The sequence below is a fragment of the Candidatus Poriferisocius sp. genome (genome assembly GCF_965204015.1).
Lineage (GTDB): Bacteria > Actinomycetota > Acidimicrobiia > Acidimicrobiales > Bin134 > Poriferisocius.
On sequence record NZ_OZ241965.1, the window covers coordinates 1,390,170 to 1,412,385 of the forward strand.

The following is a 22,216-nucleotide window of genomic DNA, read 5'->3' on the forward strand; positions in this document are numbered from 1 at the left end:
GGGCGCTGGCCTCTGAATTGCTTGTGCTCACCGATGTGGTGGTGAGCGCCCCGGCGGTGATCTTCCGGGCCAAAGACCGCCCTCCGCAGATCCGGCGCGAGCTGGCCAAGCTCATGAGAGACCATACCGACTGCCTCATCTTGGCGTCGATGATCGACCCGGTGGCCGACGGAGTGCATCTGGCCGGGTTCGACCGGTTTCCGAAGTCGTACCACGGCATCGTCGGCAGGTCGTGCCACGGGTTGGACGATGTGCGCCAAGCCGAGCTCGACGGGGTGGATTACGTGATCATCTCTCCCGTATTCGAGACCGAGTCGAAACCGGGCTATGGGCCCCCGCTGGGGTTGGCCGGATTGGGCCGGATCGCTCGACAGGCCCACGTGCCGGTATACGCCCTCGGGGGGATTGACCGGGGCCGAGTGGCTGCCTGCCGGGACGCCGGAGCGGCGGGCGTGGCGGTGCAAGGGGCGGTGGCCCGCAGCCCTGACCCCTCCGAGACCATTGCTGCCCTGCTGGCCGAATGGCACTCGTGATGAACCCTCCGGTGGCGCTGAGCGTGGCCGGGTCGGATGCGTCAGGGGGTGCGGGAATCGCCGCCGATCTGACCACGTTTTCTGCCCTAGGGGTTCATGGGACGGCCGCAATCACTGCGGTCACCGCCCAAAACACCGTAGGGGTGCAGGGAGTTCACCCCGTTCCCGCCGAATTCGTGGCCCAGCAGCTCGACTCGGTACTCGACGACCTGCCCGTGGCTGCGGTCAAGACCGGGATGCTGGCCAACCGGGACATCATCGCCGTGGTGGGCGATTACGCGGCGGCCGGACGGCTCCCCAACCTGGTGGTCGACCCGGTGATGGTGTCATCCACCGGTGCCCGGTTGCTCGATGCCGGTGCCGAGGCCCTCTACCTGGAGCTGTTGGCGCATGCCACCGTGGCTACTCCCAACGCCCGTGAGGCCACGGTGCTCCAAGAGGTGGCCGGACTGGAGGCATCCGACAAGTTGGGGCGGCTTTGTCCCGGCTGGCTGGTGGTGACTGGAGAAGTTACCGCCACCGAGTTGATACACCATGACAATAGATGGCATGAACTGCCTGGCGAGACGGTCAATACCGCCAACGACCACGGCACGGGCTGCACGTTTTCGGCGGTGGTGGCTGCGGCATTGGCCGCGGGGATGGAGCCCTTGGATGCCATCGTGGGCGCCAAAGATTTTGTCCGCGTCTGTATCGAGCGTTCAGCCGAATGGGATTTGGGCGCTGGCCGTGGGCCGGTGGCGCACCTTATGGGGCCAGAGTTATGAGCGTGAGGCCGTCGGCGATGGGGAGCATTACTTGGGCAGTTCGAGGGTCGGCTGCCACTAAGGTATTGAACTCTCGAATGTGGGCGGTGCCAGGGTTTTCTTCGAGGTCGGCGTCGGGGTCGGCTACCTGGCCGCCCCAAAGAACGTTGTCCACCAGGATGATCCCCCGGGGGCTTAGCCGGCGCAGGATCTCCTCGTAATAGACGGGGTAAGAGGCTTTGTCGGCATCGATGAAAGCCAGATCGATGGGCGGATCATCGGGCAGAGCGGCCAGGGTCTCGGCCGCGGGAGCGATCACCACCTCGATTCGGTCGGCCACCCCAGCCCGTTCCCAATAGGGACGGCCCACGCTCACCCATTCACCGCTCACGTCGCAGCACAGAAGCCGCCCGCCCGGAGCCAGCCCTCGGGCGATGGACAGGGCCGAGAAGCCGGTGAACGTACCGACTTCCACCGCGTACCGCACGTCGAGCAGGCGGGTGAGCATGGTCATGAACGCGGCCTGTTCGGGGGCGATCTGCATTGCGGAAATACCGCCCAACTCAGCGGTGACGTCGATGAGCTCCTGGGCTACGGGATCGATGCCTGCACCGTGAGCCACCAAGTACTCCTGCACGTTGGCGCTGAGGCCGATGCTCTTAGGGTTCACGGCTAGGCCCGTCCCATAACTGAGTCCACGGCAATGAGTATGGCCCGCCGATCGGCGCCCCGGTCTTTGGCCGGGCTGTAGCGCTCGCCGTAGCGGGCCACCGCGTCGGCGCATTCATCAGGATCGGCGGTGACGGTGGCGTGTCCTTCCAAGGTGACCCACCGGCCGCCGTCCACCTGACACAGCGCAGCTCGTCCTCCCTGGGCCGCCTCCAAAAGCCGCACTTTTTTGGCCCCGGCCCAGGTGATGATGCGAGCGGTGGCGGTGGCGGGTTCCCAGGTGAACCCCACCGGGGTCACATGAGGGGTGCCGTCGGGGCGCAGCACGGTAAGCGAGGCCAGATGGCGGTCTTGGAGAAAGCCGTTCATCTCATCGGTGAGGCTGCGGGGATCGTGGGCCATCTGGTCATACCTCCTGGGCACGCAGGGGTTCGGGCAGAGGCCGGGAATACACAACCACCAAGCGTTGGGTGGCCCGGGTCATCGCCACATACAGGGCCCGCATCCCTTTGGGGAGCTTCTCACAGATGTCGGCGGGCTCCACCACGATGGAGGTGTCCACCTCAAGGCCCTTGACCAATTCCACCGGGACGATGGTCACCTGAGACTCCAAGCCCCGCTCATACACCAGACCGTGATCGACTTCGGCCGCGATGAGCGCCTCAGAAATGGCGTCGGCCTGGGCGGTGTGGCAGATCACCGCGAGGTTTCCGTTGGCTAGCGTGTCCAACTCCGACTTCACTTCATGGACAACCGCCGCCAGCAGGCTGTTGTGGCCGTTTTCGCGGCCCTGGCCGTTGCCGGTCACGGCTTGATTGCCAAAGGCAGGCACAAACCGGGGAGGCCTTCCCTCGGTGCGAATCGACCGGGGTGGGATCAAGCCGGGCACCGCGGCGTCAAGCACCCGGGCGGCCACCTCCATGATGGGCTCGGGCAGGCGATAGCCAATGGTCAACTCGGCGAAGCTGGGTTCTTTGTCGCCGGGTAGGTGCTCGATCACGCTGTCCCAGGAGTCGTGCCCCCACGCTGAGGTTGCTTGGGCAATGTCGCCCACCACAGTCATCGACCCGTTCAGCGAGCGACGGCTGATCATCCTGAGCTGCATGGGCGATAGGTCTTGGGCCTCGTCCACCACGATGTGTCCGTAGGTTCTCACCGAGTCGGTTTGCCTATGGCCGGGGCGCGGCCCCAGCAAGGCCAGAGCCTCATCCAGCAGGGAGGCATCGTCGGCCGTCCACACCACTTCGGATGCGTGGTCGGCTCGAGGCCGATAGAGGAGTTTGGTCTCTTCGGGGGTCAGCCCAGAGCCCGCCGCGGAGCGGAGCAGGGCCCGCGAGCCGAACAAGTCGTGAAGGAAGTGGGCCGGGGTGAGCACCGGCCACATCCACTCCAGAGCCTCGCGCAGCTCGATGCTGCCGTGAAGCTGCTCCCGCACCGTCTCGACATCGGGACCGGGGGCGTTGCTACGAGCACCGCTGTCGGCCAGGTGCTGGTACACCTGCTCTTCGATGTAGCGGCGGGCCCGGTTGTGGGTGCGGAACCGCTTCCGGGCCTGGTTGACTATCTGAGCGCTCTGGTCCACGGTGAGCCGGAGCCGCCGAAGCCCCAAGCCCATGACCAGATCGGTGCGCAGCGGCCGCTGGCGGTCTCGGCGGGCCCGGCGCAGCACCGAGATCATGCGCAGGTCGCCCTTTATGCGGGACACCCGGGCGGCGTCGAGTCCCTTGACCCGGATGGTGGGAAGCAAGTCGGCCAGCGTCGACACCTCTACGCCCGCTTCGCCCAGCGACGGCAGCACTTGTTCGATATAGGTGAGGAACAGCCGATTGGGCCCGAGCACCAGCATCCCCTGGCCCTCGAGTGGGAAGCGATGGGTGTAGAGCAGGTAGGCGGCTCGGTGGAGGGCGGCCACCGTCTTGCCGGTGCCGGGGCCGCCTTGCACCACTAGCACGCCGGGCAATGGGGAGCGGATGATGGCGTCTTGTTCGATCTGGATGGTGGCGGCCGCATCGGCGAGGCGGCCGGTGCGCCCGGCCTCAAGACCGGCTCGTAGCGTGGCCTCTCCCACCAGGGGCAGGCGGCCGCGGCCATTGCGGTCGCCGAAATATTCGTCTTCCACCCCCAGCAGTTCCCGGCCCCGGGTGACGAAGTGGCGACGTCGGGACAGGCCCATGGACTCGCTCCCGGTGGCCCGGTAGAAGGCTTCAGCGGCCGGGGCCCGCCAATCGATGGTCACTGGCTCCTGATCGTCGTCCCACACCGCCACTCGGCCCACATAAAGCTGGTCGCCGCCCTGTTCCTCAATCCAGTCGAGTCGGCCGAACACCAACGAGGCATCGCCGATGTCGAGTGCTCCGAGGCGGGTGCTGATGGAGTCCCAGATGATCTCCCGCTCATAACGGGCCTGGTGAGTACCGCCGGCGCCCACCTCCACCATGTCTTTCAATGACAGGGCTCTTTCCCGGGCCGATTCGAGGGCTTGGTGGGCCCGATCGATATATGTCTGCTCCGCGGTGTGATCGGGATGAATCGGAGACTCCTCAGACTCAGTTCAAAATCAGTGAACATCCAAGTCTAATACAAATGGGCTTCGGGCTTGCCGGTCAGCGACCCGGGGCACGGCGGACTGCTACATATATGCTAGTCGGATGCCGAAAATCCTTGTGGCGGTCACCGCCGCGTCCGCGCTCCTGTTCGCAGGGTGCGGCTCCGACGCTGCTGTGCCCGCCGCCAAGTTGCCGGCAGCAATCCCCGCTGAGGCGCCCGAGCCGGACACCGACGCCACTGCGGCGCCGCTCAAGCCTCCTACGCTTGACTTCGACACCACCCCGACCGCAACCGAGCCGGCACCCGCAACCGAGCCCGTAACCGAGCCTGCGCCTGAGGCACCTTCGACGGTCCCGCCCGAAGCGCCCGAGCAGGTAGCCGATTGCCAGTCGGCTGTGGTCGCCGCAGTGTCCGCTGATGAGTCATGGCTGAACCCCGACAGCGGCGCTTTCGACCAGTGGAGCGACTGGGACGACGAGTTCGAGGAATGGCTCGCCCAGCCCGCTCAGGCTGCGGCGGCCGAAGAGCACGCCGCGGCCATCGGGCGGCGGGATTTGGCCCTGTTCGCCCTGTTCGACGTTCTGGAAGAGGTGTACGACGCCATCGACGACGCCGGCGCGGCACCGGTGGTGAGAGCGCTGCACGCCGTCGCCGACAAAGCCCAAGCCGACGTCGAGGCCGCCGGGCTCATGGACTACCCCCCATGGCCCGCAGGCAACGAAGCCGCCCCATTACACCAGCAGCTAGCCGACAACATAGACGCCGCCTGCCTAGCCCCCGCCCAATAACCCCCCCCCCAACCAAGATCACAGACTCGCCGCCCGATACCCGTCGGTTCCGCCGCTCTACTGGGCTGGATGAGAGATGAGACCCCACTGCCGGTCTGATATGAGTGGCTTGCTTCGCATGTACGCCAGTATGCAGATCGGAGTGACAGTTTTTTACCGTATATTTCAATATATTGCATTCACGCATGGAAATGCGGCTAGAGTATGTTCATGCACCCGTTACGCTCGGTCCGCTGGGTAAAGTGAAACCACGGCTGAGGCAGGGAGTTGGCGATGGCAAATGTGAATGACGTAGCCGCTTATGTCTTGTCGAAGCAGGGCAAGATGAGCACGATGAAGCTCCAGAAGCTCCTTTACTACTGCCAGGCGTGGCACCTGGTGTGGGATGAGGAGCCGCTCTTTGATGCCGACTTCCAAGCCTGGGCGAACGGACCGGTGGTATACGAAATCTACGACCAGCACCGGGGGTGCTTCTCAGTTGACGAGTGGGAAAGCGGCGATCCCCACAACGTGCCCCAGCAGGCGGCAGGGATAATCGACGACGTCCTGGCAGACTACGGATCGCTGGCGGGCCATCAGCTTTCCAGGCTCACCCACAGTGAAGACCCTTGGAGGGATGCCAGGGGTGACCTGGGGGCCTCAGAGCGAAGCGGGCAGACCATCGGCAAGGAACGGATCAGGGACTACTACACGGCCCTGAGCGCAAACGACGAAGCGACCCTCGTCTCAGAGATCAACTGGAACTGATCCAATTTGGCCCCAAAAAGGAGCGCGCCACGAACAGCCGCGCGCAAAGTCGAACCCAGGAAGACCGCCACCGGCCTCGGCAAAGATCCAGACGAGGGGCACCCCTCATTCTCATTTCGCTACATCGACAAGGACGGGCCTTGGTCCTGGGCCCGAGTCTCACAGCAGCACAAGGCGCAGATCCTGGACTTCATAGGTGACATGTGCTCGCTGTCATGGCCAGAGATCGCTCAGCAGCGGGACAGCAGAGGCCAAAAGCACCACTATCAGCACGTAGACAGCATTGATGCCGATGCTCGAAAAAGGCTGTCCATATTGAAGCTAGAGGACGATACCGACTGGTTGTACCGCTTCAGACTGGGCAACAAGCAAAGGCTTTGGGGATTCAGGAAGCAGGGCGTGTTCCAAGCGATCTGGTGGGATCCCAGACACACCGTCTATCCGACCGAGCCGAAAGGCACATGAGACAATCCCCACATCCCTCGCCTTCTAGGAAAGACAGGCACCAGCCGACCGGGAGGTTAGGCGACGACCTGTCCCATGCACGACACCGCATCCAACAAGTGACAAAACTGGCGTTTCCTTTGTCAACTCCCCCCTAAAGCACCATCAGGGGCCACAGCGCTAGCCGACAACATCGACGCCGCCTGCCTAGCCCCCGCCCAATAACCCCCCCCCCACCACCACGATTCAGCCGAAACACACAAAACAGACTGCATAAAGCCCGGGGTGGTGTCGGGTCAGTCGTAGCGGTGTTGGCCCTTGTGGCCGTAGGACCTGGTGCATCGCTTCTCTGTCCGCTTTCCCCGGTGGGTGCATTGCCAGGCGGTTGTCGCACGATCCGTCCGGGGATCCCTGGTTCCCGCGCTGGCAGCGTTGTCGGCGAGGTCCCGCAGGGCCGCATAGTCCTCCGCTCTGGTCGCCAGTCCGCCGGATGTGGCCTCGCTCAGCCCGAGCACGTTCTCTGCCAGGCTGATGATCTCGGCGGCCCTGTACACCTGAGCTCTCCCCGACCGGCCGACCTCTTGGACTATCCCTGCTTGGCGCAGACGGGCGATTCCTCTCCTGATTGCCGACATCGACGCTTCGCCGCCGAGCTCCGATTCGACGGACTCAGCAGTGAATACGGGCCGAAAGGCCATTGCGGAGGCGATCTTCCACACCGCGGAGTCTGGCCGTATGCCTCCCAGGCGGTTCCGCCAGTCTCGCATCAGGTCGCCGGTCAGGTGGGCGGCGGTTCTCACCTGTTCAGCCGCTCGCTGGACGCTGTCGGCGAACACCTCGATCCAGGGTTCCAGACTCGCAGACCGGATGGGATCGTCAGGCGGCCCCTCATATCGCTGGAAGCTGTGGAGGGAGTCGTAGTAGGCGTTGCGATCGGCCAGCAATGCCCTGCTTATCGGGAGGTGCAAGGCGTCTCCGCTGTCTCCGCTGAACAAGGCAATCGGGATGAGCGCCCGGCCCGTTCTTCCGTTGCCATCGGGAAACGGGTGGATCGACTCGAATTGGGCGTGGACAACAGCAGCCCGAAGCACCGGCTCATGGTCGCTGTGGTTGATGTAATCGACGAGATCGTCGAGCAGCGGCCGAACTTCTCCTGCCGGTGGAGCGACAAACCGCGCCCCTATCGGCCCCATCCCGGCGGCAACCGGGGTTCCGACCCACACAGGCCCCCGCCTGAGCTCTCCGGCAAGGTGAGGGGTATCCGACTTCTCCATCAGCGTCGAATGGAGACCGAGGATGTCGTCCACCGCGATGGGGCCGCCATCTTCGGCGATGGACACGGCCTGTTCTGCCATCTCCCAGTTGCCCAGGGCCGCCCTGTTCGCGGCATCGGCCCCATCGGTCCCCATAGACATGCCTTCGAGGCTGGCGTAGATGCCCTCGATGGCGCTGGAGCTGAGGCTCTCCCCTTGGGCCATGATGCTGGCCGCCGCCCACCGATAAGAGACGTCTTGGGCGCTGGTGCTGACTGTGTGGGAGATGTCGGCGCCGGCCGCGGCAATCCTGTCCAGCACGCGTCTGCTGAGTTCTGGCCTCCATCCCCGTAAGGGATGCGGAATGTACGCCCCGTACTCGTGTCCCTCGGTGCCCGGCGGCCAAACCTGAGTCACATACCGGCCCATCCAGCCTCCTCGCTCGCATTCACTTATACCGCTGAATCCACACTACACGACCACTTACGACTATTAAAGGCCAGTTTTGGGCCGTATTTCAACAGCGAATAGCCACAAATGGGTGGATTACGGTTATCTTCAGCGTGGCGCGGGCGGTGGTGGGGGGTGTGTTGGCTTTGGGGGGTTAGACGACTGAGACGTACAACCCGGTGAAGATGCCTCACCAGTCCACGCCTAGGGGGAGGTTGGTGGTCCAGTGCCAGCACCGCACGGAGCGGTCGACTGCTGCCCCCCGGCGGCGGCGACGGCGGGACGGCTCAACCCGATCCTCGACAGCCTCGACCGCTCCTATCTCTACGCCGACAACATAGACGCCACCTGCCTAGCCCCCGCCCAATAACCCCCCCCCCCACCCCGACCACGGTCACAGACTCGCCCGATACCCGTCGGTTCCGCCGTTTCGTAGGGCGCGATATCGCCGCTCGTTGATATTTTGAAATCAGGTCGCTAATATAAACGAACGGCTACGGGAGCGAATATGGAGCAGATGGTACATCCAGGCCAGCTGGGCCAGGCGATCAGGCATCTCCGCAAGGAGAAGGGGCTCACGCAGAAGAACTTAGCCCGAATGGCTGGCGTGTCAGCTCCGTGGCTGTCCGACGCGGAGAACGGCAAACCCACCGTCGAGGTCGGGTTGGTCTTCCGGGTGCTGCGTACCCTCGGATGCTCGCTGAGCATCTCCGATGAGCCCGTGGACATCCTCTCGATGATCCCGCACTCGGGAAACCCCGATGCCGGCGGTTGAGACGCTCAGCGTGCTGATAGGCGGCAAACACGCCGCCGATGTGTCGCGCTCTGATGGCCGATCCGGGCTGGCCTACACAGCCCAATACCTCGCCAGCGGAGGTGTGCCCCTTTCAGTGGGGATGCCCAAAACAGACGGCCATTACCCGCTGCCCAGGGTCTCAACCTGGATGGATGGCCTGCTGTCCGACAACCCCGCGGTGGTGAGACAGCAACGCCTGTTCTTCGGCGCCCAAGGCAGATCCTCGTTCGACCTGCTCGCCACGCCGATGGGTCTGGACTGCGCCGGCGCGGTCCAATTCTGCCCGCCTGATGAATTGGAGAAGGCCTTGGACCGCGGAGGGGGGGTCGAGCGGCTGGAGCCAAGAGAGCTAGCGCTGCTGGTCTCCTCGCTCGCTTTGGCCTCTTCGACATGGCAGGGCAGCCGGACCACGGGTCAGTTCTCGTTGGCAGGCGCCCAGGCGAAAACCGCTCTCCGGTTCCAAGACGGAGAATGGGGCTTTCCATGGGGGAACGAGCCGACAACCCACATCATCAAGCCAGCCATCTCCCATCTCAAAGACCAGGCACTCAACGAGCACATCTGCATGGCGGCAGCCGGGAGGATCGGGCTGCGGGCGGCAAGCACCAGCATCACCGAGATCGGCGGTGTCCAGTGCCTCGTCATCACCCGCTACGACAGGATCAGCCAATCCGATGGCACCTGCAGGCGCGTCCACCAAGAGGACATGTGCCAAGCCCTCGGCATCCCCCCCTCCAAGAAATACCAATCCGACGGAGGGCCCACTCCAAAAGACATCGGAACCATCATCCGCCAGCGCAGCACCACACCCGACCGAGACGTCCAAACTTTCCGAGACGCCTTGATCTTCAACTGGGTCATTGCCGGCACTGATGCCCATGCCAAGAACTACAGCCTCATCCTGGAGGGCAACGCCGTCGCTCTAGCCCCTCTGTATGACATCGCATCCTGGCTGCCCTACCAAACCGACAGAGGAGCGCTTCCCAAAACCAAGCTGGCCATGAAGACCGGCAGCGGCTACACGCTGCGAAAGAGCGACCGCAAGTCTGCATGGCAAAAGACAGGCGAAGCACTAGGGCTTGATGGCGACGAGACCGTCGCGAGAGCCGAGCACCTCGCCTCCCAAGTGCCGGAAGCACTGGAAGCCGCGGCGAATTCAATTCCCTCAGAGTTCTCCGGGAGCGAAGTCGTGGAGGTACTCCTCGAACGCACTGAGGCCAGAGCGCGGGCATGCGCCCGCGTCTCAGCCGCCATAGGCACACCCCATAGCGCCCCCAGCATCACCCCAGGCCAGGTCCCCCTCGCATAAGGGCCGATGCCGAAGCGTCCTGCGAGACTGAACGGCGCGACTAGATATCACTACCTCTCGTAGACTGGGCGAATGGCAGCGCTCGGGGATCTATCCGACCAGGAGATCAGATCCCAGCTCCGCCTTGGCGAGGACAGCCGCTGGGAGTTCAAAGAGGTCAAGTTCTCCGGGGACAAGCCCAAAGAGCCATCGCAGGACGACCTGGCTGACGAGCTCGCCGCCCTCGCCAATGCGACCGGCGGAGTGATGCTCTGCGGCGTTGCCGACGACGGCGCCATCCAAGGCATGACCCGCGCCCAGCTCGACGCCGTCGAAATGGTGGTCGCCCCGGCCTGCGCCGATTCGATCAAGCCCTACATCTCGCCGGTCATCCTCCGCAAACAGCTAGACGACAGAGCCTTTCTGCTCGTCGAGGTGGCTGAGGGCCACTCGCTGCACAAGAGCCCGGGAGGGCACTACCAGCGGGTCGGCAGCAAGAAGCAGCCAATGAACAGCGACGAGCAACTGCGCCTGGCCCAACGGCGAGGCCAATCCCGGTTCATCGGGTTCGACAAGCAGACCATGGCCGACACCGGCTTCGCGACGCTGCAAGAAGCGCTCTGGAAACCGCTGTTGACGATACGCAGCGCCTCACAGCCCCAAGAAGCCCTGGGAAAGCTCAACCTCCTGGCAAAAGACGACCACGGTGTCTTCCGGGCCACCGTTGCCGGCATCCTGCTGTGCTGCGCCAACCCCCACGACTGGCTGCCCCAGGCTCAGATCACCGCCACGCACTACCGGGGCGCCGGCCGGGCTTCTGGCCAACTCGACGCCCAGACCATCACCGGCCCAATCGCCCAGCAGGTGGATCAGGCATTGAAGTTCGTCGTTCGCAACATGAGGGTCGCATCCCGCAAGGCCCCAGGACGGGTAGACCTGCCCCAATACAGCGTGCAAGCCGTTTTCGAAGCACTCGTCAACGCGGTCGCCCACCGCGACTACTCCATCCGCGGGAGCCGAATCCGGGTCTCCATGTTCGAGGACCGCCTTGAGGTCGCCTCCCCCGGCAGCTTGCCCAACAACCTGTCGGTGGAGAGCATGGCCGAGCGCCAGGCCACTCGCAACGAGGTGCTCACGTCGGTTCTGGGGCGAATACCGGTTCCCGACGCGCTCGGCGCCCACGACCGGGAGTACTTCTTGGAGCGCCGCGGCGACGGCGTGCCGATCATTTTCGAAAAGACCCACGAGCTGTCGGGGCAATGGCCCGAATACAAGCTCATCAACGAAGCCGAACTGCTGCTGACCATTCCAGCCGCGAGGTTGGAGGCCGACCCCGACCAGGCCTCAATCGCGGTGGTATGCGAGGGGCGGCCGCTATCGGGCGTGGACGTTCTGGCGCTGTTCCCCAACAAAACCGGCAAGCAGGCCAAAACAGACCAAGACGGCATCGCCTACGTCGAGCTCCACTCCACCCACCTGCCGATGACCGTGTTCGCCGGCATCGACGGCCACACCGCGGGCCACAGCAGCGACTGGGTTCCATCCGAAGGGCCCCTGAGACTGGAGCTCTCCCCCCTGCCCGGCGGAGGCTCGGTGGTGGTCGCCGGCGACGCCGGCCACCTGCCAATCCTGTCGGGACGGCTCAACCCGATCCTCGACAGCCTCGACCGCTCCTATCTCTACGCCGACAACATCTCCATCAACCAAGGCCTCCAGCAGCCGGTGAACTTCCGACTCAATGAAGACCTGCACTTGACCGACGCCGACGGACGAGAAGCGGTCGTGCGCGTCATCGACATCGTCGGCCAATCAACCCTGCTGCAATACCAACCCGCCCCCTAGCACAGGCCGCAGGGGCCGAGGGGTGTGCCGGTGGGATGAATTTTGACAACGAACTCCGCTAGCTTGGATTTCACGCCCAGCCGACAGTCTTCGCTGTCGGTCACATCGACGTACACATAGTCGTTGACTCGCAGGTAGCGGCCCACCTGGAGCGGGCCTCCGGAGATGCCGTCAATGGTGACGATGTCTCCGGGTGTCAGGTAAGGGCTGTCGTGAGGTGTAGTTGCAGCGGTCGCGCTCAATGTCCTCTCCATTTTGTTGAGGGGCAGCCTAAACATCGGCATCCCCGTCATTTTCGAGTGTACTCGGCGACTCATCCTCGGCAAGGGGCTTGTCTAGGTTGACTACGCGCACCCTGTCCTGCCAGCCGAGCGTTGTTTGCTCTAGCAGGGCGATCATTTGATCGAACCTCCCCAGTGTCTGGATGAACTGGTGCTTCGCAGCACCTGCGCTTCTGAACGCCAGCCCCAATGCCGTGGCGATCACCAAAAGGCTGAGGCTGCTTACGACTAGCTGGGCAATCGCCACACCTATCACGCTTCTTCTCTTAGCTCCTGTCGGCGGTCCTCGGAGATGACGATGGGGTCGGGCACGTAGTTGGTCCAGTCGTCGACCCAGTCGTCGTCGGAGTCAGCGTCGGCCTCGTTGGGGGTGACGGGCTTGGTGCGATCCAACATGGAGCCATGTCTACCGGACGGCAAATGGAAAAGCAACGAAATATGCTGTCTTTCTCTCTTTGCGCTGGCGGTGGTGGGGGGTGAGTTGGCTTTGGGGGGTTAGACGACGGGGACGTATTCGCCGGTGAAGATGCCTCTCCAGTCCACGCCTAGGGGGAGGTTGGTGGTCCAGTGCCAGCACCGCACGGAGCGGTCGACTGCGATGGCGCACGAGTGGCGGGCCCCGGCGTCGACGGTGGTGTAGGTGCCGTCGGGCGCGTCCGACTGGCCGTCGATGTTCAGGCCCCAGCAGACGACGGCGCTGTCGGTGCTGATGGCGCACGAGTGATACCAGCCGGCGTCAATGGCGGTGGGCGGAGCATTGGCTATTGCGGGTTGTCGGTGTGCTAGAACAACGTGGTGCTCAACCTGTCGGCGTTGGGTGCCCGACAGGAGTACCCGAGTATGCGCCAGACAACGCCAAGGTTTCCCGCTTGCGTTGACATACCCGGTTTGTCAATTGACGGGTATACGCCAGACAACGCCAAGGTTTCCCACTTGCGTTGATATTCCGGGTTTATCATTTGATGAGAATGCGCCAAGACAGAGGACAGCGCGGCCTTCGCCGCCGGGGCGAGGAGGGCTTGACCACGCTGTCGTGGATGCTGATCACCGCCGCGGTGGCCGGGCTGGCCGCTTTGGCGGTGGTGCTGGTGTACCAGTTCGTGGGCGAGACCGGCGAACGATTCGCCGCCCCCAACCCCCGCAAGACCACAGCCGAGCTCCAAGCCGCCAACGTGGTGGACAGGGCCAAAGAGGCCACGGCGGACGACTTCGCCACCTGGGACGAATGGGAGCACCACTTCAGCACCAAGTGCCGCCTCATCGAGGTCACCATCGCCGACGAGCGCATAACCGTGGCCGCCAGCGAATTCAACGGCCCCACCGCCGGTGGCACCAGATTCACCATCGCTCCCGCCCGAGCCGCCCACAACGCAGCCCCAACCGCCTCAATGGCCCAAGCCAACTGCATGGTGCAATAGGGGTGAACATCTGAGCTGCCCGGCAATGGGCTACGGCAGCACCCGGTTGCAGCCGGATGCCTACGAGACGATCGATGGTCCTGCTCCGGTGGGCAGGAATGTCCAATTCACTCCCCGGGCCGATTGGTGGTCCGGTGGCAGCACCGCTCGGAGTTGTCGGCTCTAATGGCGTACGAATGGCGAAGGGAGCCAAGCGGACATTGGATCCGCCGACCTGCTCGGAGGTGTCTGCAGCCACGCCTGCCGCCAAGACGACGGCTCAGGGGGCTAGGCCAACAACGGCGGTGACGAAGAGCGGCCACTCCAAGGTGGTGAGGCCGCTCTTCGTCACGCCGGTATGTATCAATACGCCCAAGGGGGCGAAGGCATTAGGGGACGGCGATTACGCAACCGTGGTCAGTAATTCCAGAGGTGTCCGCCGCGGCTAGGGATGTCGCCCACCGTGCCTGGGTAAAAGCATTGTTGTGAGGCAATTGATTCCATGTTGAAGTAAGGCCTTCAATGTCGCTGTAAATTATCCCCAATTGCTGGCATCGACCCTGAAAGCGACGTCTAAGGGAGTCCCATTTAGCTTCGGAGTCGACGGGAACATCACTTCCGCTCGGCACTGTCTCGAGAGCTAGACGATTAACGTCAGCGGCGGCGAGTTGGGCAGCGGTTTGGCGAGCATTGTTGCCGCTGATTTGCTCTGAGGTGTCTTCGACGACCTGTGTGACCAGCACGACCGCGAGGGCGGCGAGGCCGGCGACGGCGGCGACGATGAGGAGCCATTCCAGGGTGGTGAGACCGCTCTCGTCATCTCGGCGGAACCGGCGCCGACGGCGCTCCTGTCCTTCTGACGCGCGGATGTTCATTGAAACTTTTTTATTCACGGACAGATTCTCATTCACGCGACCCTGTTAACACAAAATCGACACTGGATATTAATAAAGCCGTCAGATCGGCCTCCCGCCCCGCGCCCCCGCCGCCCAAAACCCCCCAAACCCACCCCCAGCACACCCCCCACCCCTCGACCCCAACAACCTGCCCTCATGCCCCAAACCCACCACCCCCACCAGCACACCCCCCAAAGCCAAATCACCCCCTCCAACCAACCACCCCACCGCACCGCCGAGGCCAGCCTCGTCGCTAGTGTGACCCGATGCGCGAGAACAAGAAGAAGAAACCCCAGGTGCCGCTGACCCTCGAGGATGTGGCTTCCGCCTCGCCCAGAGAGTTGTTCAAGTTTTTGGTCGGCCGGCTGGGGGGCGCGTTGGCGGTGGCCGGCGTCGTCGGAGGCCTTTGGGCAGAATGGCGCTGGCCTGAGCAGGTGAACGGAGTGCTGAGCGCGGCGATGACCCCAGTTGCCGTGCTGGCAGCATCAGCCACCTTGGTGTTCAGCGCAGCAGCCAGGAGCGCATTCCAAGACAGCCGCGAAGACCGCAGCACATTCGCGCTCCAAGTCGGCCTGTCTCTGGTGTATGTGGCGCTGACGGTTGGATATTTCGTCTTCGCACTGACCGCACTGTCAATCCCGCCCGAAACGCCCGGGCGGCTTCCTGTAGTGGGAATCGCCTACATGTTCCTGGGAGCGGTTCTAGGAGCGTCGTTGGTGATGCTGTGGCGCCTGCTCGCCCTAGAAAAAGAGGCTCACAGTGAGGCCGAAGGAGAAGGCGCTGTCTTCGAGGGTTGACCAAGGGACTCAGCGCACGGACAAGCCGGGAATTGTGCTCGGTCAGATGCCCAGCGGGCTGAGGACTATATGGACGGTGAGGGGGATGAAGACGAACCAAAGAATCGCCACGCCGATGGCAGCGGTAATCACATTGGCCAAAAAGTCCATGCGCTGAATCCTAGCAACCGCCCAACCGCCCCGGCCCGCTCTTGGCGGCTGCGGGCGAAAGGTTCAGGCCGCCTCGGCGGTGGTGTCGTCGGGCGGCGGGGGCGGGCTAACCTCCAGGCGCCCCTCGATGCGGGCCAGGCGCTCCCGGACCTCCCCGATGCTGGCAGCCGTCTCCATGTGGTACTTCTCGATCAAGTCCCGGTTCCTGTCCACCAGCTCCCGGTTCTCCTTGATGAGCTCGCGGTTCTCGTCGCTCTTCTCTTTGATGAGCTCGCGGTTCTCGTCGCTCTTCTTCTCGATGAGCTCCCGGTTCTCCTTGATGAGCTCGCGGTTCTCTTTGCTCGTCTGGTCGATGAGGTCGCGGGTCTTCGTGCTGTCGACGTGCTGATAGCGCATCAGCGCAGCCGCAAACACCAGCATCGACCCCAGCACAGTGGCCAAAATCGGGACCAAATCGCCCAAAGTGACCGCATCAACCTCCATAGACCCACCCTACACCCCACCCCCTGACGACGCAACCATAATATATTTCAGTCTATTCCGCTCCCAGCCGAAGATTCGCCGGCACAACCCAACGGTGCCGACTCCTCTTCCAGATGGTCGGCACCTGGGCTGCTGTGCTCGCTTCCCATCGTCTCGGTGGGGCTGTCTTGGGGCCATTTCGATTCCCAGAGGTCTTGACCTTTCTTGCCGGGAAGAAAAGTCACCTGCCTAACCATTCGGCCCGCAGCTAGAGCCCACGTGGTCCGGCCTGTCCATTCTTCGGCCTGACCACCTTTTCGCCGCCACCGCCAAGTCGTTGGCGAACGACAAGATTAAGTTCCGCAGGCTCCCCACCGGCTGAGGGGGATCGCCCGGCCAACCACCCAGCTGGACTGTCAACTACCTCCGTCAGTCTTAGAGAGGCAGTTCGAGACCCCGACTAGCGGCCGGTTGTCCAAGTCGGTCGCTGATCGATACGGGATTGAGACCGCGAAGTAGTGCTCCGAATACGATGAACGCCGCAGTCTCGGAGCGGGGGGATACGGGTGGACGAAGTTGATGCTGGCGGCATGACCAACGAGAGTTTCCGCGACCTGGAGAACCGTCTGGAGGAAGCGAAGCTCGAAGCCGAGCGCTCGGGGCGGGATTGGATGGATGTCCTGCCCGAGTTCATCGGCTGGGAGGAGCTGGTTTTCGTGTTCACCGACCTTGAGCTCGCGTTCCCCGAGGAATCGGACATGGGCGATTACATCGGCAGCGTGACCAACAGGCAGCTGGCGGAGGAGGCAATCAAACACGCTGAGGGCAATGTTGAATGGCACGGCAAGTATTCCGACTACAGCAAGTACCCCTGGGCGCGTGAGGTGTACCCCGCTCCCCTGTCGGAAGACGAGAAGGCCGCCATGAGGGAGCTCGCCGACCTCGCCGACAGCGGGCAGCTGCCGGGACGCCAGGTGGGCAAAGCAGACCTGTTCACACGCTTGGCAGAGCAGCTCGGCAGGGAGCTGCCCACTGACGAGGCCCGCTGAGGAGGCGACAACCGCCCCGAGAGGGTGTCCGCTTCCCTGCCAGGAAGCGCCCTCGATTATGGCACTGGCAAAGGGTTGCATCTTTTGGCTTGTTGGTCTGTTTTGTCGAGCCGGCGCACAGGGCTCACCGGGCCCAGGGAAGGCCCCACCACCCGGCCACCGCGCCCCCGCCCATCCAGCACACCCAGCGGGGCTGCGGCTGGCTTCAGCGGCGGGGTGACTGGTTGTGGCTTCGGGTAGGGTGGATTTGTGGAGACCAGGCCAGCCAAGGCAATTCGGATTGATCCAAAGAGTCGCCGCTTGCTGCTTTGGCGGCGATTGTTGCGCCGGGACACCAGGATGTTGTTCCACTCGTTGGACAGCGAGGTGGAGATCTCGTTCACGAGAATGCCGGCTGCTTTCGACGTGGAGAGCGTGAAGCGGGTTGTGGTCTTTGTGTCTACCAGCAAGAAGGACGCGGAGGGCCTAGTGCCCACTGAGGAGATTGACGAGTCCACCCGCCAGGTGTTCGCGAGGGTGGGCGAGGAGTACGGCGATCTGTGCGACCGGCTTTTCGCCGATGACCCGGTATTCAGCTACGGGACGGCTGAAGACGACGAGCTTTCGTAGCCGTCGGCGTTGTTGTTTTGCAGATTGTCGACGACCGTTTGGCGTTGAAGGCCTTGGAGGGCTGGCACACTCCCCACTGGGGTGGCGAGGTGCCAACGATCACATGGTTGAGCCATGCGCGTCTTCTGCGGGCGCTGATGAGCAGCTCAACGACGGGAAGCCTGTCTCGAGCGGCGTTTGAAGGTGCGCTGGAAGCGGCGTTGAGCCCGCCGGCTGACGTGCTGCGGGTGCTGGACCCGCGGCCTTACACTGCGGACGCCGCCCGTTTGATGGCGTCGCACAGGATTTCGCTGTTGGCGGCGGGTATGCTCGCTCCCGCGATCCGCCACGGCGGGCGGGTCCACGTCCACCAGGGGCACTATGTCGGCGGCTGGGACGACGTTGTCGACGGTACGGACGCCAAGGTGCGCGTCTTCCAGGAGTCGGAGCTGCGCAGCGGCCTGTAACCCGACACAGGGACGGCACCCATATCTCCAGCAACTGCAAGCTCTGTTCGTTCCTCTTGGCCATGACGGCAGCTGCATCTATCCGGCAGAGGATTCCGGTTAAACCTCTCCTAAGCATGTCAACCGGCGCCAAACTTGGTGCCGAGCTGACCTGTTGCAAACCCACCCCAACCTGAGCGACACGGACGTGGTGGAGTTTGTGACCGCAGAAGTTTCACCGCCAGGCCCCCCTAGCTCTAAAACTGACGGAGGTTGTTGGTCACTGTTCACCCTATAGGCGGGTGGGGGTCGTTGCCGTAGCTGTTCTTCTCGCTGATCTTGCCGTCCTTATTGTGGATGACGTGCTCGGTGCTCTCACGCCGTGCGGTGGCGCGGCCTGCCTGCTGGGCTTCCTTCTTCGTCGGGTAGACCTTGCTCACCCTGTCTGACCCCGCTCTGCGGTTGGCCCAGCCGCCGCCATGCTTGACGGTGTGGACCTCTGGCTTCTTGCTCATGGCCCATTCCACACTGTTCATCGACTGCTCCCTTCGCTGCCTGCTAGCACTTCCAGCAAGGCTTCAAACTACAGTCCTGTGATCCTACCGGCACCCAATGACAGCTTGACCGGCTGCACTGTCCGTCAAACGCTATTGGCGACAATCAGGATGGCGTGATCCCCTGGGTTTGGCCCGCTTGATGTGTCACCTGTTAGTTGGTCCCGGTTTGTGGGAGTCAGGCGGCCTACGCAAAATTGGGGCCAATCCACCCAGTTGGCCCCAAGCCCCGAGCGGGTTTGTGAAGCCAGGACGAACAGTCTGCTCGGCGACCTGTCTTTCTCCATCTACGACATGGACACCTCTCATTTGAGGTGTCCGGCCAGAGAGCGGGATGCTCACGGGACCAAAGCGCCCAACGTGATCGCATCAACCTCCACCAAACCCCCTCCCCAGGCGACCTGCCCTAACGCCCCAAAACACGGGCCCCACAAACTCACCACCCAAAGCCGGAACACCCCCTCCAACCGACCGCACCGTCAAGGCCGGACACGTCGCTAGTGTGACCCGATGCGCGAGAACAAAAGGAAGCCCCAGGTGCCGCTGACCCTCGAAGATGTGGCTTCCGCCTCGCCCAGACAGTCGTTCAAGTTTTTGTTCGGCTGGCCGGGGTGCGCGTTGGCAGTGGTGTCGTCGGGCGGCGGGGTTTAGGGTTCTTCGGCCTCTAGGTCGTAGTAGCGGTTAGCAACGCACTGGTGGAAGACGAGAGTCGCGTTCAGCAGATGGTAATTGAGCAAGGCGACTTTGTCGTCAGCGTCGATATCGGAGTTCTTGATGGGATCGACAAGCCCGTCCACTACACCGATGATCTGACGCACCATTTTTTGTACGTACTCTGAGGTTAGGGGGTCGTTGTGGCGGGGGTTCGGAACCTCAAACCCCGGCGGGTGCTGGTAGGTCACCCGGCAAGCATCCAACTGTCGTCGAGAGCGTGGACGAGGAACCATTTGGCATTGGCGTTGCCGGGGCCTGGAGGAAGTAGTGCCCCTTGCTGAACGTGAGCTTCACAGCCGCTGTAAAGGTCGCGGTAAATGCCGGTTCCAGGTGCAGGTGTGCCTGTCTCCATATCTGAACCCTACCTGAGTTGACGAGGACTGTCAGCTTCGCCTGTCTGAGACAGGGCTTCTTCTGGAACCTCCGCGGGTTTGCTGTCGGCGAAAGGACCAGGCCGCCTCGGCGGTGGTGTCGTCGGGCGGCGGCGTCGGGCGAATCTCCAAGCGCCCCTCGATGCGGGCCAGGCGCTCCCGGACCTGCCCGATGCTGGCAGCCGTGGCCGATGGGCGGTTTCCGGCTGGGTGATCACGGATCGTGTCTGAGTGCTGAGAGTTACTGCTGGGAGCGGAGCCAGGGGCGCAGGGATTGGTGGGTGAAGCGAACTCTGCCACAGCCAAGTCGGTGGCCTCAGCGAGCTCGACGGCCTGTAGTTCGTCGACGATGAGCAGAAGTCCGGTGCCGTCCCCGGTCAGCTAGCAGCGTCTCGTCGATCTCAGGCAAAGCAGCGGCGACGTTCCAAACGTCGGCAGAAACGGATTGTCGGTCGCCACGCTGACTCCCTGCCTTTAACTTCTTATCACTTTTTAACTATTTCTCACTTTATCACTACTTATACCTAGCCCCACCGCGGGCGACCGTCTCCAAGTGGCACTTCTCAATCAGCTCCCGGTTCTTGGCGGCCGCGAGAGCGTCCCAACACTAAAGGCTGCAAAAACACTAAAAGAAACAAAAGCGGCCTGTCCGGGTAGGCTGAGGTCGTGGCCAACGGGAATCCATTCTCCCCCACGTTCGGCGCTTCTCCCCCCGAGTTGGCGGGCCGAGACGACGTCCTAGAGGCAATAGAGGACGCCCTCGACACCGGCCCCACCCACCCGGACTACTCGGCCCTGCTCATCGGCGCCCGAGGCACCGGAAAGACCGTCATGCTCGAAGCCATCGAGGAGCTTGCCCGCTCCCGAGGCTGGCTGACCATAGCGGAGACCGCCTTTCCGGCCAGGCTGCCGGATCGCCTTCTCCGCCGAGCCGCCGAACTGCTGGACGCAACCGGCGACAGCCAGGGCGGATGGCGGGTCACCGGACTGCAAGCAGCCAGCCTGGGCGTCACCGTCGAGCACCAAGATGCCGATCGCCGCCCCTTGGACCTGCGTGCCGCACTGGCTGCACTCGGCGATCGGTTGAGCGAACACGAGACTGGGCTGCTGATCACCCTGGACGAACTCCAAGGCGGAGACATCGACGAGGTCCGGGAGGTCGGAAGCATCTTGCAGCACGTGACCCGCCGCGAACAACGCCCGGTCGCCTTCGTCGGCGCCGCACTGCCCAGCGTCGAAGACGGCCTCCTCTCCGGCGACGCCGCGACATTCCTGCAACGCTGCTCCATCCACGAGATCGGCCGCCTCACACCCGCAGCAACCCAAGCGGCGATCGCCAAACCGATCCAAGGACTCGGTGCCGAAATCTCTGCTGAGGGGCTCAGCACCGCCGTGGCCGCAACTGCCGGCTATCCCTTCATGGTGCAACTCGTCGGATTCCACAGCTGGAAGGCAGCCGAGAACCCGATGACGGAAATCACCGATGCGAACGTATCGACCGGCATCGACGAGGCCGAACGGCGGATCGGCCGCCTCGTGCTTTGGCCCACATGGAAAGACCTATCCCAAGTGGATCGCAATTTCCTGATCGCGATGACTCAAGACCTCGGCACCTCGAAGTTATCCGATGTCGCCCACCGGCTCGGAGTCACCGTGAGTTACGCCGGCGTCTACCGCCAGCGCTTGCTCCGATCAGGAGTCATCACCGCCGCAGGAAAAGGCCAGATCTCCTTTACCCACCCCTCCACACGCGAATGGATCCTCACGCTCGACGACACCCTCGACAGCCAGGGCGAAGCCCAACCGCCCCAATGACCCCACCTGGTTGCGGCGGCGGATCGGGTGGCTTCTGCTCCTGCTTGGCAGCTTGGCTGCTCTGATTGGTTGGCTAGGCGGCCTTGAGTTTGGCGTCTAGGAGCTGCCTGCGGACTTCGGCTTCGACGATCTCGCCGATTTGCTTCTTCAGTACCTCTCTGACCTGCCAATCGGTCAGGGCGGTCTTCAGCCAGTCTTCGAGTGTGTACTTGACAGACCCTTTGTCTATTTCGGCTTTCAGCCAGTCTTCGAGCGTGTATTTGGCGCGCCCTTCGCTGACAGCGGTTTCGAACCAGTCATTGAGCGGGTATTTGGCGCGCCCTTCGCTGACAGCGGTTTCGAACCAGTCATTGAGAGCACTCTCAACGGGCCAGTCTTGAAGCGACTCTGCGATGAGGTCCTTCAACTCCCATTCTTTTCGCTCCTTCTTCCATTTCCATTCCTTGTAGAACGACATAAGGAAGATCGCCACCCCCAAAATGCCGGTCATGACCGTCAGAGCCCAAACGTCGTCCATAGTTCCTCCTCAGGTTGGTTTAGCTACGCAATGTTGCACACATTGGGGACATCCGAGTCAAGCGGAATGTTGTCCA

The 22,216-nt window shown here is 63.2% G+C and carries 28 protein-coding genes; 15 read left to right on the top strand and 13 right to left on the bottom strand.

The features are described 5' to 3' along the window. Positions 1-23: 23 nt before the first annotated feature. Complete coding sequence (locus ACOGJC_RS06240; RefSeq protein ID WP_419848203.1) at positions 24-533, top strand: thiamine phosphate synthase; 510 nt, start codon at positions 24-26, stop codon at positions 531-533. After that, complete coding sequence (gene thiD, locus ACOGJC_RS06245; RefSeq protein ID WP_419847650.1) at positions 533-1,300, top strand: bifunctional hydroxymethylpyrimidine kinase/phosphomethylpyrimidine kinase; 768 nt, start codon at positions 533-535, stop codon at positions 1,298-1,300. Before ACOGJC_RS06240 ends, thiD begins: the two co-directional genes overlap by 1 nt. Here thiD and ACOGJC_RS06250 read toward each other — a convergent pair. From ACOGJC_RS06250 to ACOGJC_RS06260, 3 genes are read right to left on the bottom strand one after another with little or no spacing between them, the layout of a single operon-like run. Then, positions 1,281-1,949 carry an O-methyltransferase gene (locus ACOGJC_RS06250; protein WP_419847651.1) on the bottom strand — a complete coding sequence of 223 codons (669 nt, stop codon included), beginning with the start codon at positions 1,947-1,949 and terminating at the stop codon, positions 1,281-1,283. The genes thiD and ACOGJC_RS06250 overlap by 20 nt on opposite strands. A 2-nt stretch (positions 1,950-1,951) precedes the next feature. After that, on the bottom strand, positions 1,952-2,350 hold the full coding sequence (locus ACOGJC_RS06255; protein WP_419847652.1) for a pyridoxamine 5'-phosphate oxidase family protein: 399 nt from the start codon (positions 2,348-2,350) through the stop codon (positions 1,952-1,954). 4 nt (positions 2,351-2,354) lie between these two features. Then, the gene (locus tag ACOGJC_RS06260) at positions 2,355-4,385 is read right to left on the bottom strand and encodes a HelD family protein (protein WP_419848204.1); all 2,031 of its coding nucleotides are present in this window, start codon (positions 4,383-4,385) and stop codon (positions 2,355-2,357) included. A gap of 211 nt (positions 4,386-4,596) precedes the next feature. On the opposite strand from ACOGJC_RS06260, the gene ACOGJC_RS06265 reads away from it, so the two are divergent. Together ACOGJC_RS06265 and ACOGJC_RS06270 are read left to right on the top strand one after the other, a co-directional pair. Next, entirely contained in the window at positions 4,597-5,283 is a 687-nt protein-coding gene (locus ACOGJC_RS06265) for a hypothetical protein (RefSeq protein ID WP_419847653.1), read from the top strand. 273 nt (positions 5,284-5,556) lie between these two features. Further along, positions 5,557-6,030, top strand: coding sequence for a Panacea domain-containing protein (locus ACOGJC_RS06270; RefSeq protein WP_419847654.1), 474 nt, complete (start codon positions 5,557-5,559; stop codon positions 6,028-6,030). Positions 6,031-6,770: 740 nt separating this feature from the next. Here ACOGJC_RS06270 and ACOGJC_RS06275 read toward each other — a convergent pair. Next, positions 6,771-8,048 (bottom strand): Fic family protein, encoded by a 1,278-nt coding sequence (locus ACOGJC_RS06275; protein ID WP_419847655.1) that lies wholly within the window; start codon positions 8,046-8,048, stop codon positions 6,771-6,773. Between the two features lie 355 nt (positions 8,049-8,403). Here ACOGJC_RS06275 and ACOGJC_RS06280 point away from each other — a divergent pair, with 355 nt between their 5' ends. The 4 genes from ACOGJC_RS06280 to ACOGJC_RS06295 all read left to right on the top strand — a co-directional run bounded on the left by ACOGJC_RS06280 (position 8,404) and on the right by ACOGJC_RS06295 (position 12,103). Then, entirely contained in the window at positions 8,404-8,547 is a 144-nt protein-coding gene (locus ACOGJC_RS06280) for a hypothetical protein (RefSeq protein ID WP_419847656.1), read from the top strand. Positions 8,548-8,685: 138 nt separating this feature from the next. Continuing rightward, positions 8,686-8,952 (top strand): helix-turn-helix transcriptional regulator, encoded by a 267-nt coding sequence (locus tag ACOGJC_RS06285; protein WP_419847657.1) that lies wholly within the window; start codon positions 8,686-8,688, stop codon positions 8,950-8,952. Further along, positions 8,939-10,282, top strand: a complete 1,344-nt coding sequence (locus tag ACOGJC_RS06290) for a type II toxin-antitoxin system HipA family toxin (RefSeq protein WP_419847658.1) — start codon at positions 8,939-8,941, stop codon at positions 10,280-10,282. Before ACOGJC_RS06285 ends, ACOGJC_RS06290 begins: the two co-directional genes overlap by 14 nt. 72 nt (positions 10,283-10,354) lie before the next feature. Further along, a complete protein-coding gene (locus ACOGJC_RS06295) occupies positions 10,355-12,103 on the top strand; it encodes an ATP-binding protein (protein ID WP_419847659.1) in 1,749 nt (582 codons plus the stop codon). Here ACOGJC_RS06295 and ACOGJC_RS06300 read toward each other — a convergent pair. From ACOGJC_RS06300 to ACOGJC_RS06315, 4 genes are all read right to left on the bottom strand, one after another. Further along, the gene (locus ACOGJC_RS06300; RefSeq protein WP_419847660.1) at positions 12,100-12,345 is read right to left on the bottom strand and encodes a hypothetical protein; all 246 of its coding nucleotides are present in this window, start codon (positions 12,343-12,345) and stop codon (positions 12,100-12,102) included. The two genes, ACOGJC_RS06295 and ACOGJC_RS06300, sit on opposite strands and share 4 nt — an antisense overlap. A 28-nt stretch (positions 12,346-12,373) precedes the next feature. Further along, positions 12,374-12,631 carry a hypothetical protein gene (locus tag ACOGJC_RS06305; RefSeq protein ID WP_419847661.1) on the bottom strand — a complete coding sequence of 86 codons (258 nt, stop codon included), beginning with the start codon at positions 12,629-12,631 and terminating at the stop codon, positions 12,374-12,376. Positions 12,632-12,636: 5 nt separating this feature from the next. After that, complete coding sequence (locus ACOGJC_RS06310) at positions 12,637-12,780, bottom strand: hypothetical protein (RefSeq protein WP_419847662.1); 144 nt, start codon at positions 12,778-12,780, stop codon at positions 12,637-12,639. Between the two features lie 99 nt (positions 12,781-12,879). Further along, positions 12,880-13,233, bottom strand: coding sequence for a hypothetical protein (locus tag ACOGJC_RS06315; RefSeq protein WP_419848205.1), 354 nt, complete (start codon positions 13,231-13,233; stop codon positions 12,880-12,882). 119 nt (positions 13,234-13,352) lie between these two features. Here ACOGJC_RS06315 and ACOGJC_RS06320 point away from each other — a divergent pair, with 119 nt between their 5' ends. After that, positions 13,353-13,802, top strand: a complete 450-nt coding sequence (locus ACOGJC_RS06320; protein WP_419847663.1) for a hypothetical protein — start codon at positions 13,353-13,355, stop codon at positions 13,800-13,802. Positions 13,803-14,170: 368 nt separating this feature from the next. Here ACOGJC_RS06320 and ACOGJC_RS06325 read toward each other — a convergent pair whose 3' ends face one another. Beyond that, entirely contained in the window at positions 14,171-14,692 is a 522-nt protein-coding gene (locus ACOGJC_RS06325) for a hypothetical protein (protein ID WP_419847664.1), read from the bottom strand. A 251-nt stretch (positions 14,693-14,943) separates the two neighbouring features. Here ACOGJC_RS06325 and ACOGJC_RS06330 point away from each other — a divergent pair, with 251 nt between their 5' ends. Further along, positions 14,944-15,474 (top strand): hypothetical protein, encoded by a 531-nt coding sequence (locus ACOGJC_RS06330; protein WP_419847665.1) that lies wholly within the window; start codon positions 14,944-14,946, stop codon positions 15,472-15,474. Positions 15,475-15,687: 213 nt separating this feature from the next. On the opposite strand, the gene ACOGJC_RS06335 is transcribed toward ACOGJC_RS06330, so the two are convergent. Beyond that, positions 15,688-16,107 (bottom strand): hypothetical protein, encoded by a 420-nt coding sequence (locus ACOGJC_RS06335; RefSeq protein WP_419847666.1) that lies wholly within the window; start codon positions 16,105-16,107, stop codon positions 15,688-15,690. Between the two features lie 545 nt (positions 16,108-16,652). Between ACOGJC_RS06335 and ACOGJC_RS06340 the strand changes: the two genes are divergently transcribed. From ACOGJC_RS06340 to ACOGJC_RS06350, 3 genes are all read left to right on the top strand, one after another. Next, the gene (locus tag ACOGJC_RS06340) at positions 16,653-17,135 is read left to right on the top strand and encodes a hypothetical protein (protein WP_419847667.1); all 483 of its coding nucleotides are present in this window, start codon (positions 16,653-16,655) and stop codon (positions 17,133-17,135) included. Positions 17,136-17,384: 249 nt separating this feature from the next. Further along, positions 17,385-17,744, top strand: coding sequence for a hypothetical protein (locus tag ACOGJC_RS06345; RefSeq protein WP_419847668.1), 360 nt, complete (start codon positions 17,385-17,387; stop codon positions 17,742-17,744). A 17-nt stretch (positions 17,745-17,761) separates the two neighbouring features. After that, positions 17,762-18,190 (top strand): hypothetical protein, encoded by a 429-nt coding sequence (locus ACOGJC_RS06350; protein WP_419847669.1) that lies wholly within the window; start codon positions 17,762-17,764, stop codon positions 18,188-18,190. 266 nt (positions 18,191-18,456) lie between these two features. Here the strand turns inward: ACOGJC_RS06350 and ACOGJC_RS06355 are convergent, their stop codons facing one another. Further along, complete coding sequence (locus ACOGJC_RS06355; RefSeq protein ID WP_419847670.1) at positions 18,457-18,705, bottom strand: DUF2188 domain-containing protein; 249 nt, start codon at positions 18,703-18,705, stop codon at positions 18,457-18,459. Between the two features lie 528 nt (positions 18,706-19,233). Between ACOGJC_RS06355 and ACOGJC_RS06360 the strand changes: the two genes are divergently transcribed. Further along, positions 19,234-19,374, top strand: a complete 141-nt coding sequence (locus tag ACOGJC_RS06360) for a hypothetical protein (protein ID WP_419847671.1) — start codon at positions 19,234-19,236, stop codon at positions 19,372-19,374. Here ACOGJC_RS06360 and ACOGJC_RS06365 read toward each other — a convergent pair. Beyond that, complete coding sequence (locus ACOGJC_RS06365) at positions 19,371-19,544, bottom strand: hypothetical protein (RefSeq protein ID WP_419847672.1); 174 nt, start codon at positions 19,542-19,544, stop codon at positions 19,371-19,373. The two genes, ACOGJC_RS06360 and ACOGJC_RS06365, sit on opposite strands and share 4 nt — an antisense overlap. A 930-nt stretch (positions 19,545-20,474) precedes the next feature. Between ACOGJC_RS06365 and ACOGJC_RS06370 the strand changes: the two genes are divergently transcribed. Beyond that, positions 20,475-21,623 carry an ATP-binding protein gene (locus ACOGJC_RS06370; protein ID WP_419847673.1) on the top strand — a complete coding sequence of 383 codons (1,149 nt, stop codon included), beginning with the start codon at positions 20,475-20,477 and terminating at the stop codon, positions 21,621-21,623. Between the two features lie 73 nt (positions 21,624-21,696). Here ACOGJC_RS06370 and ACOGJC_RS06375 read toward each other — a convergent pair whose 3' ends face one another. After that, positions 21,697-22,140 carry a hypothetical protein gene (locus ACOGJC_RS06375; RefSeq protein WP_419847674.1) on the bottom strand — a complete coding sequence of 148 codons (444 nt, stop codon included), beginning with the start codon at positions 22,138-22,140 and terminating at the stop codon, positions 21,697-21,699. Between the last annotated feature and the right edge of the window lie 76 nt (positions 22,141-22,216).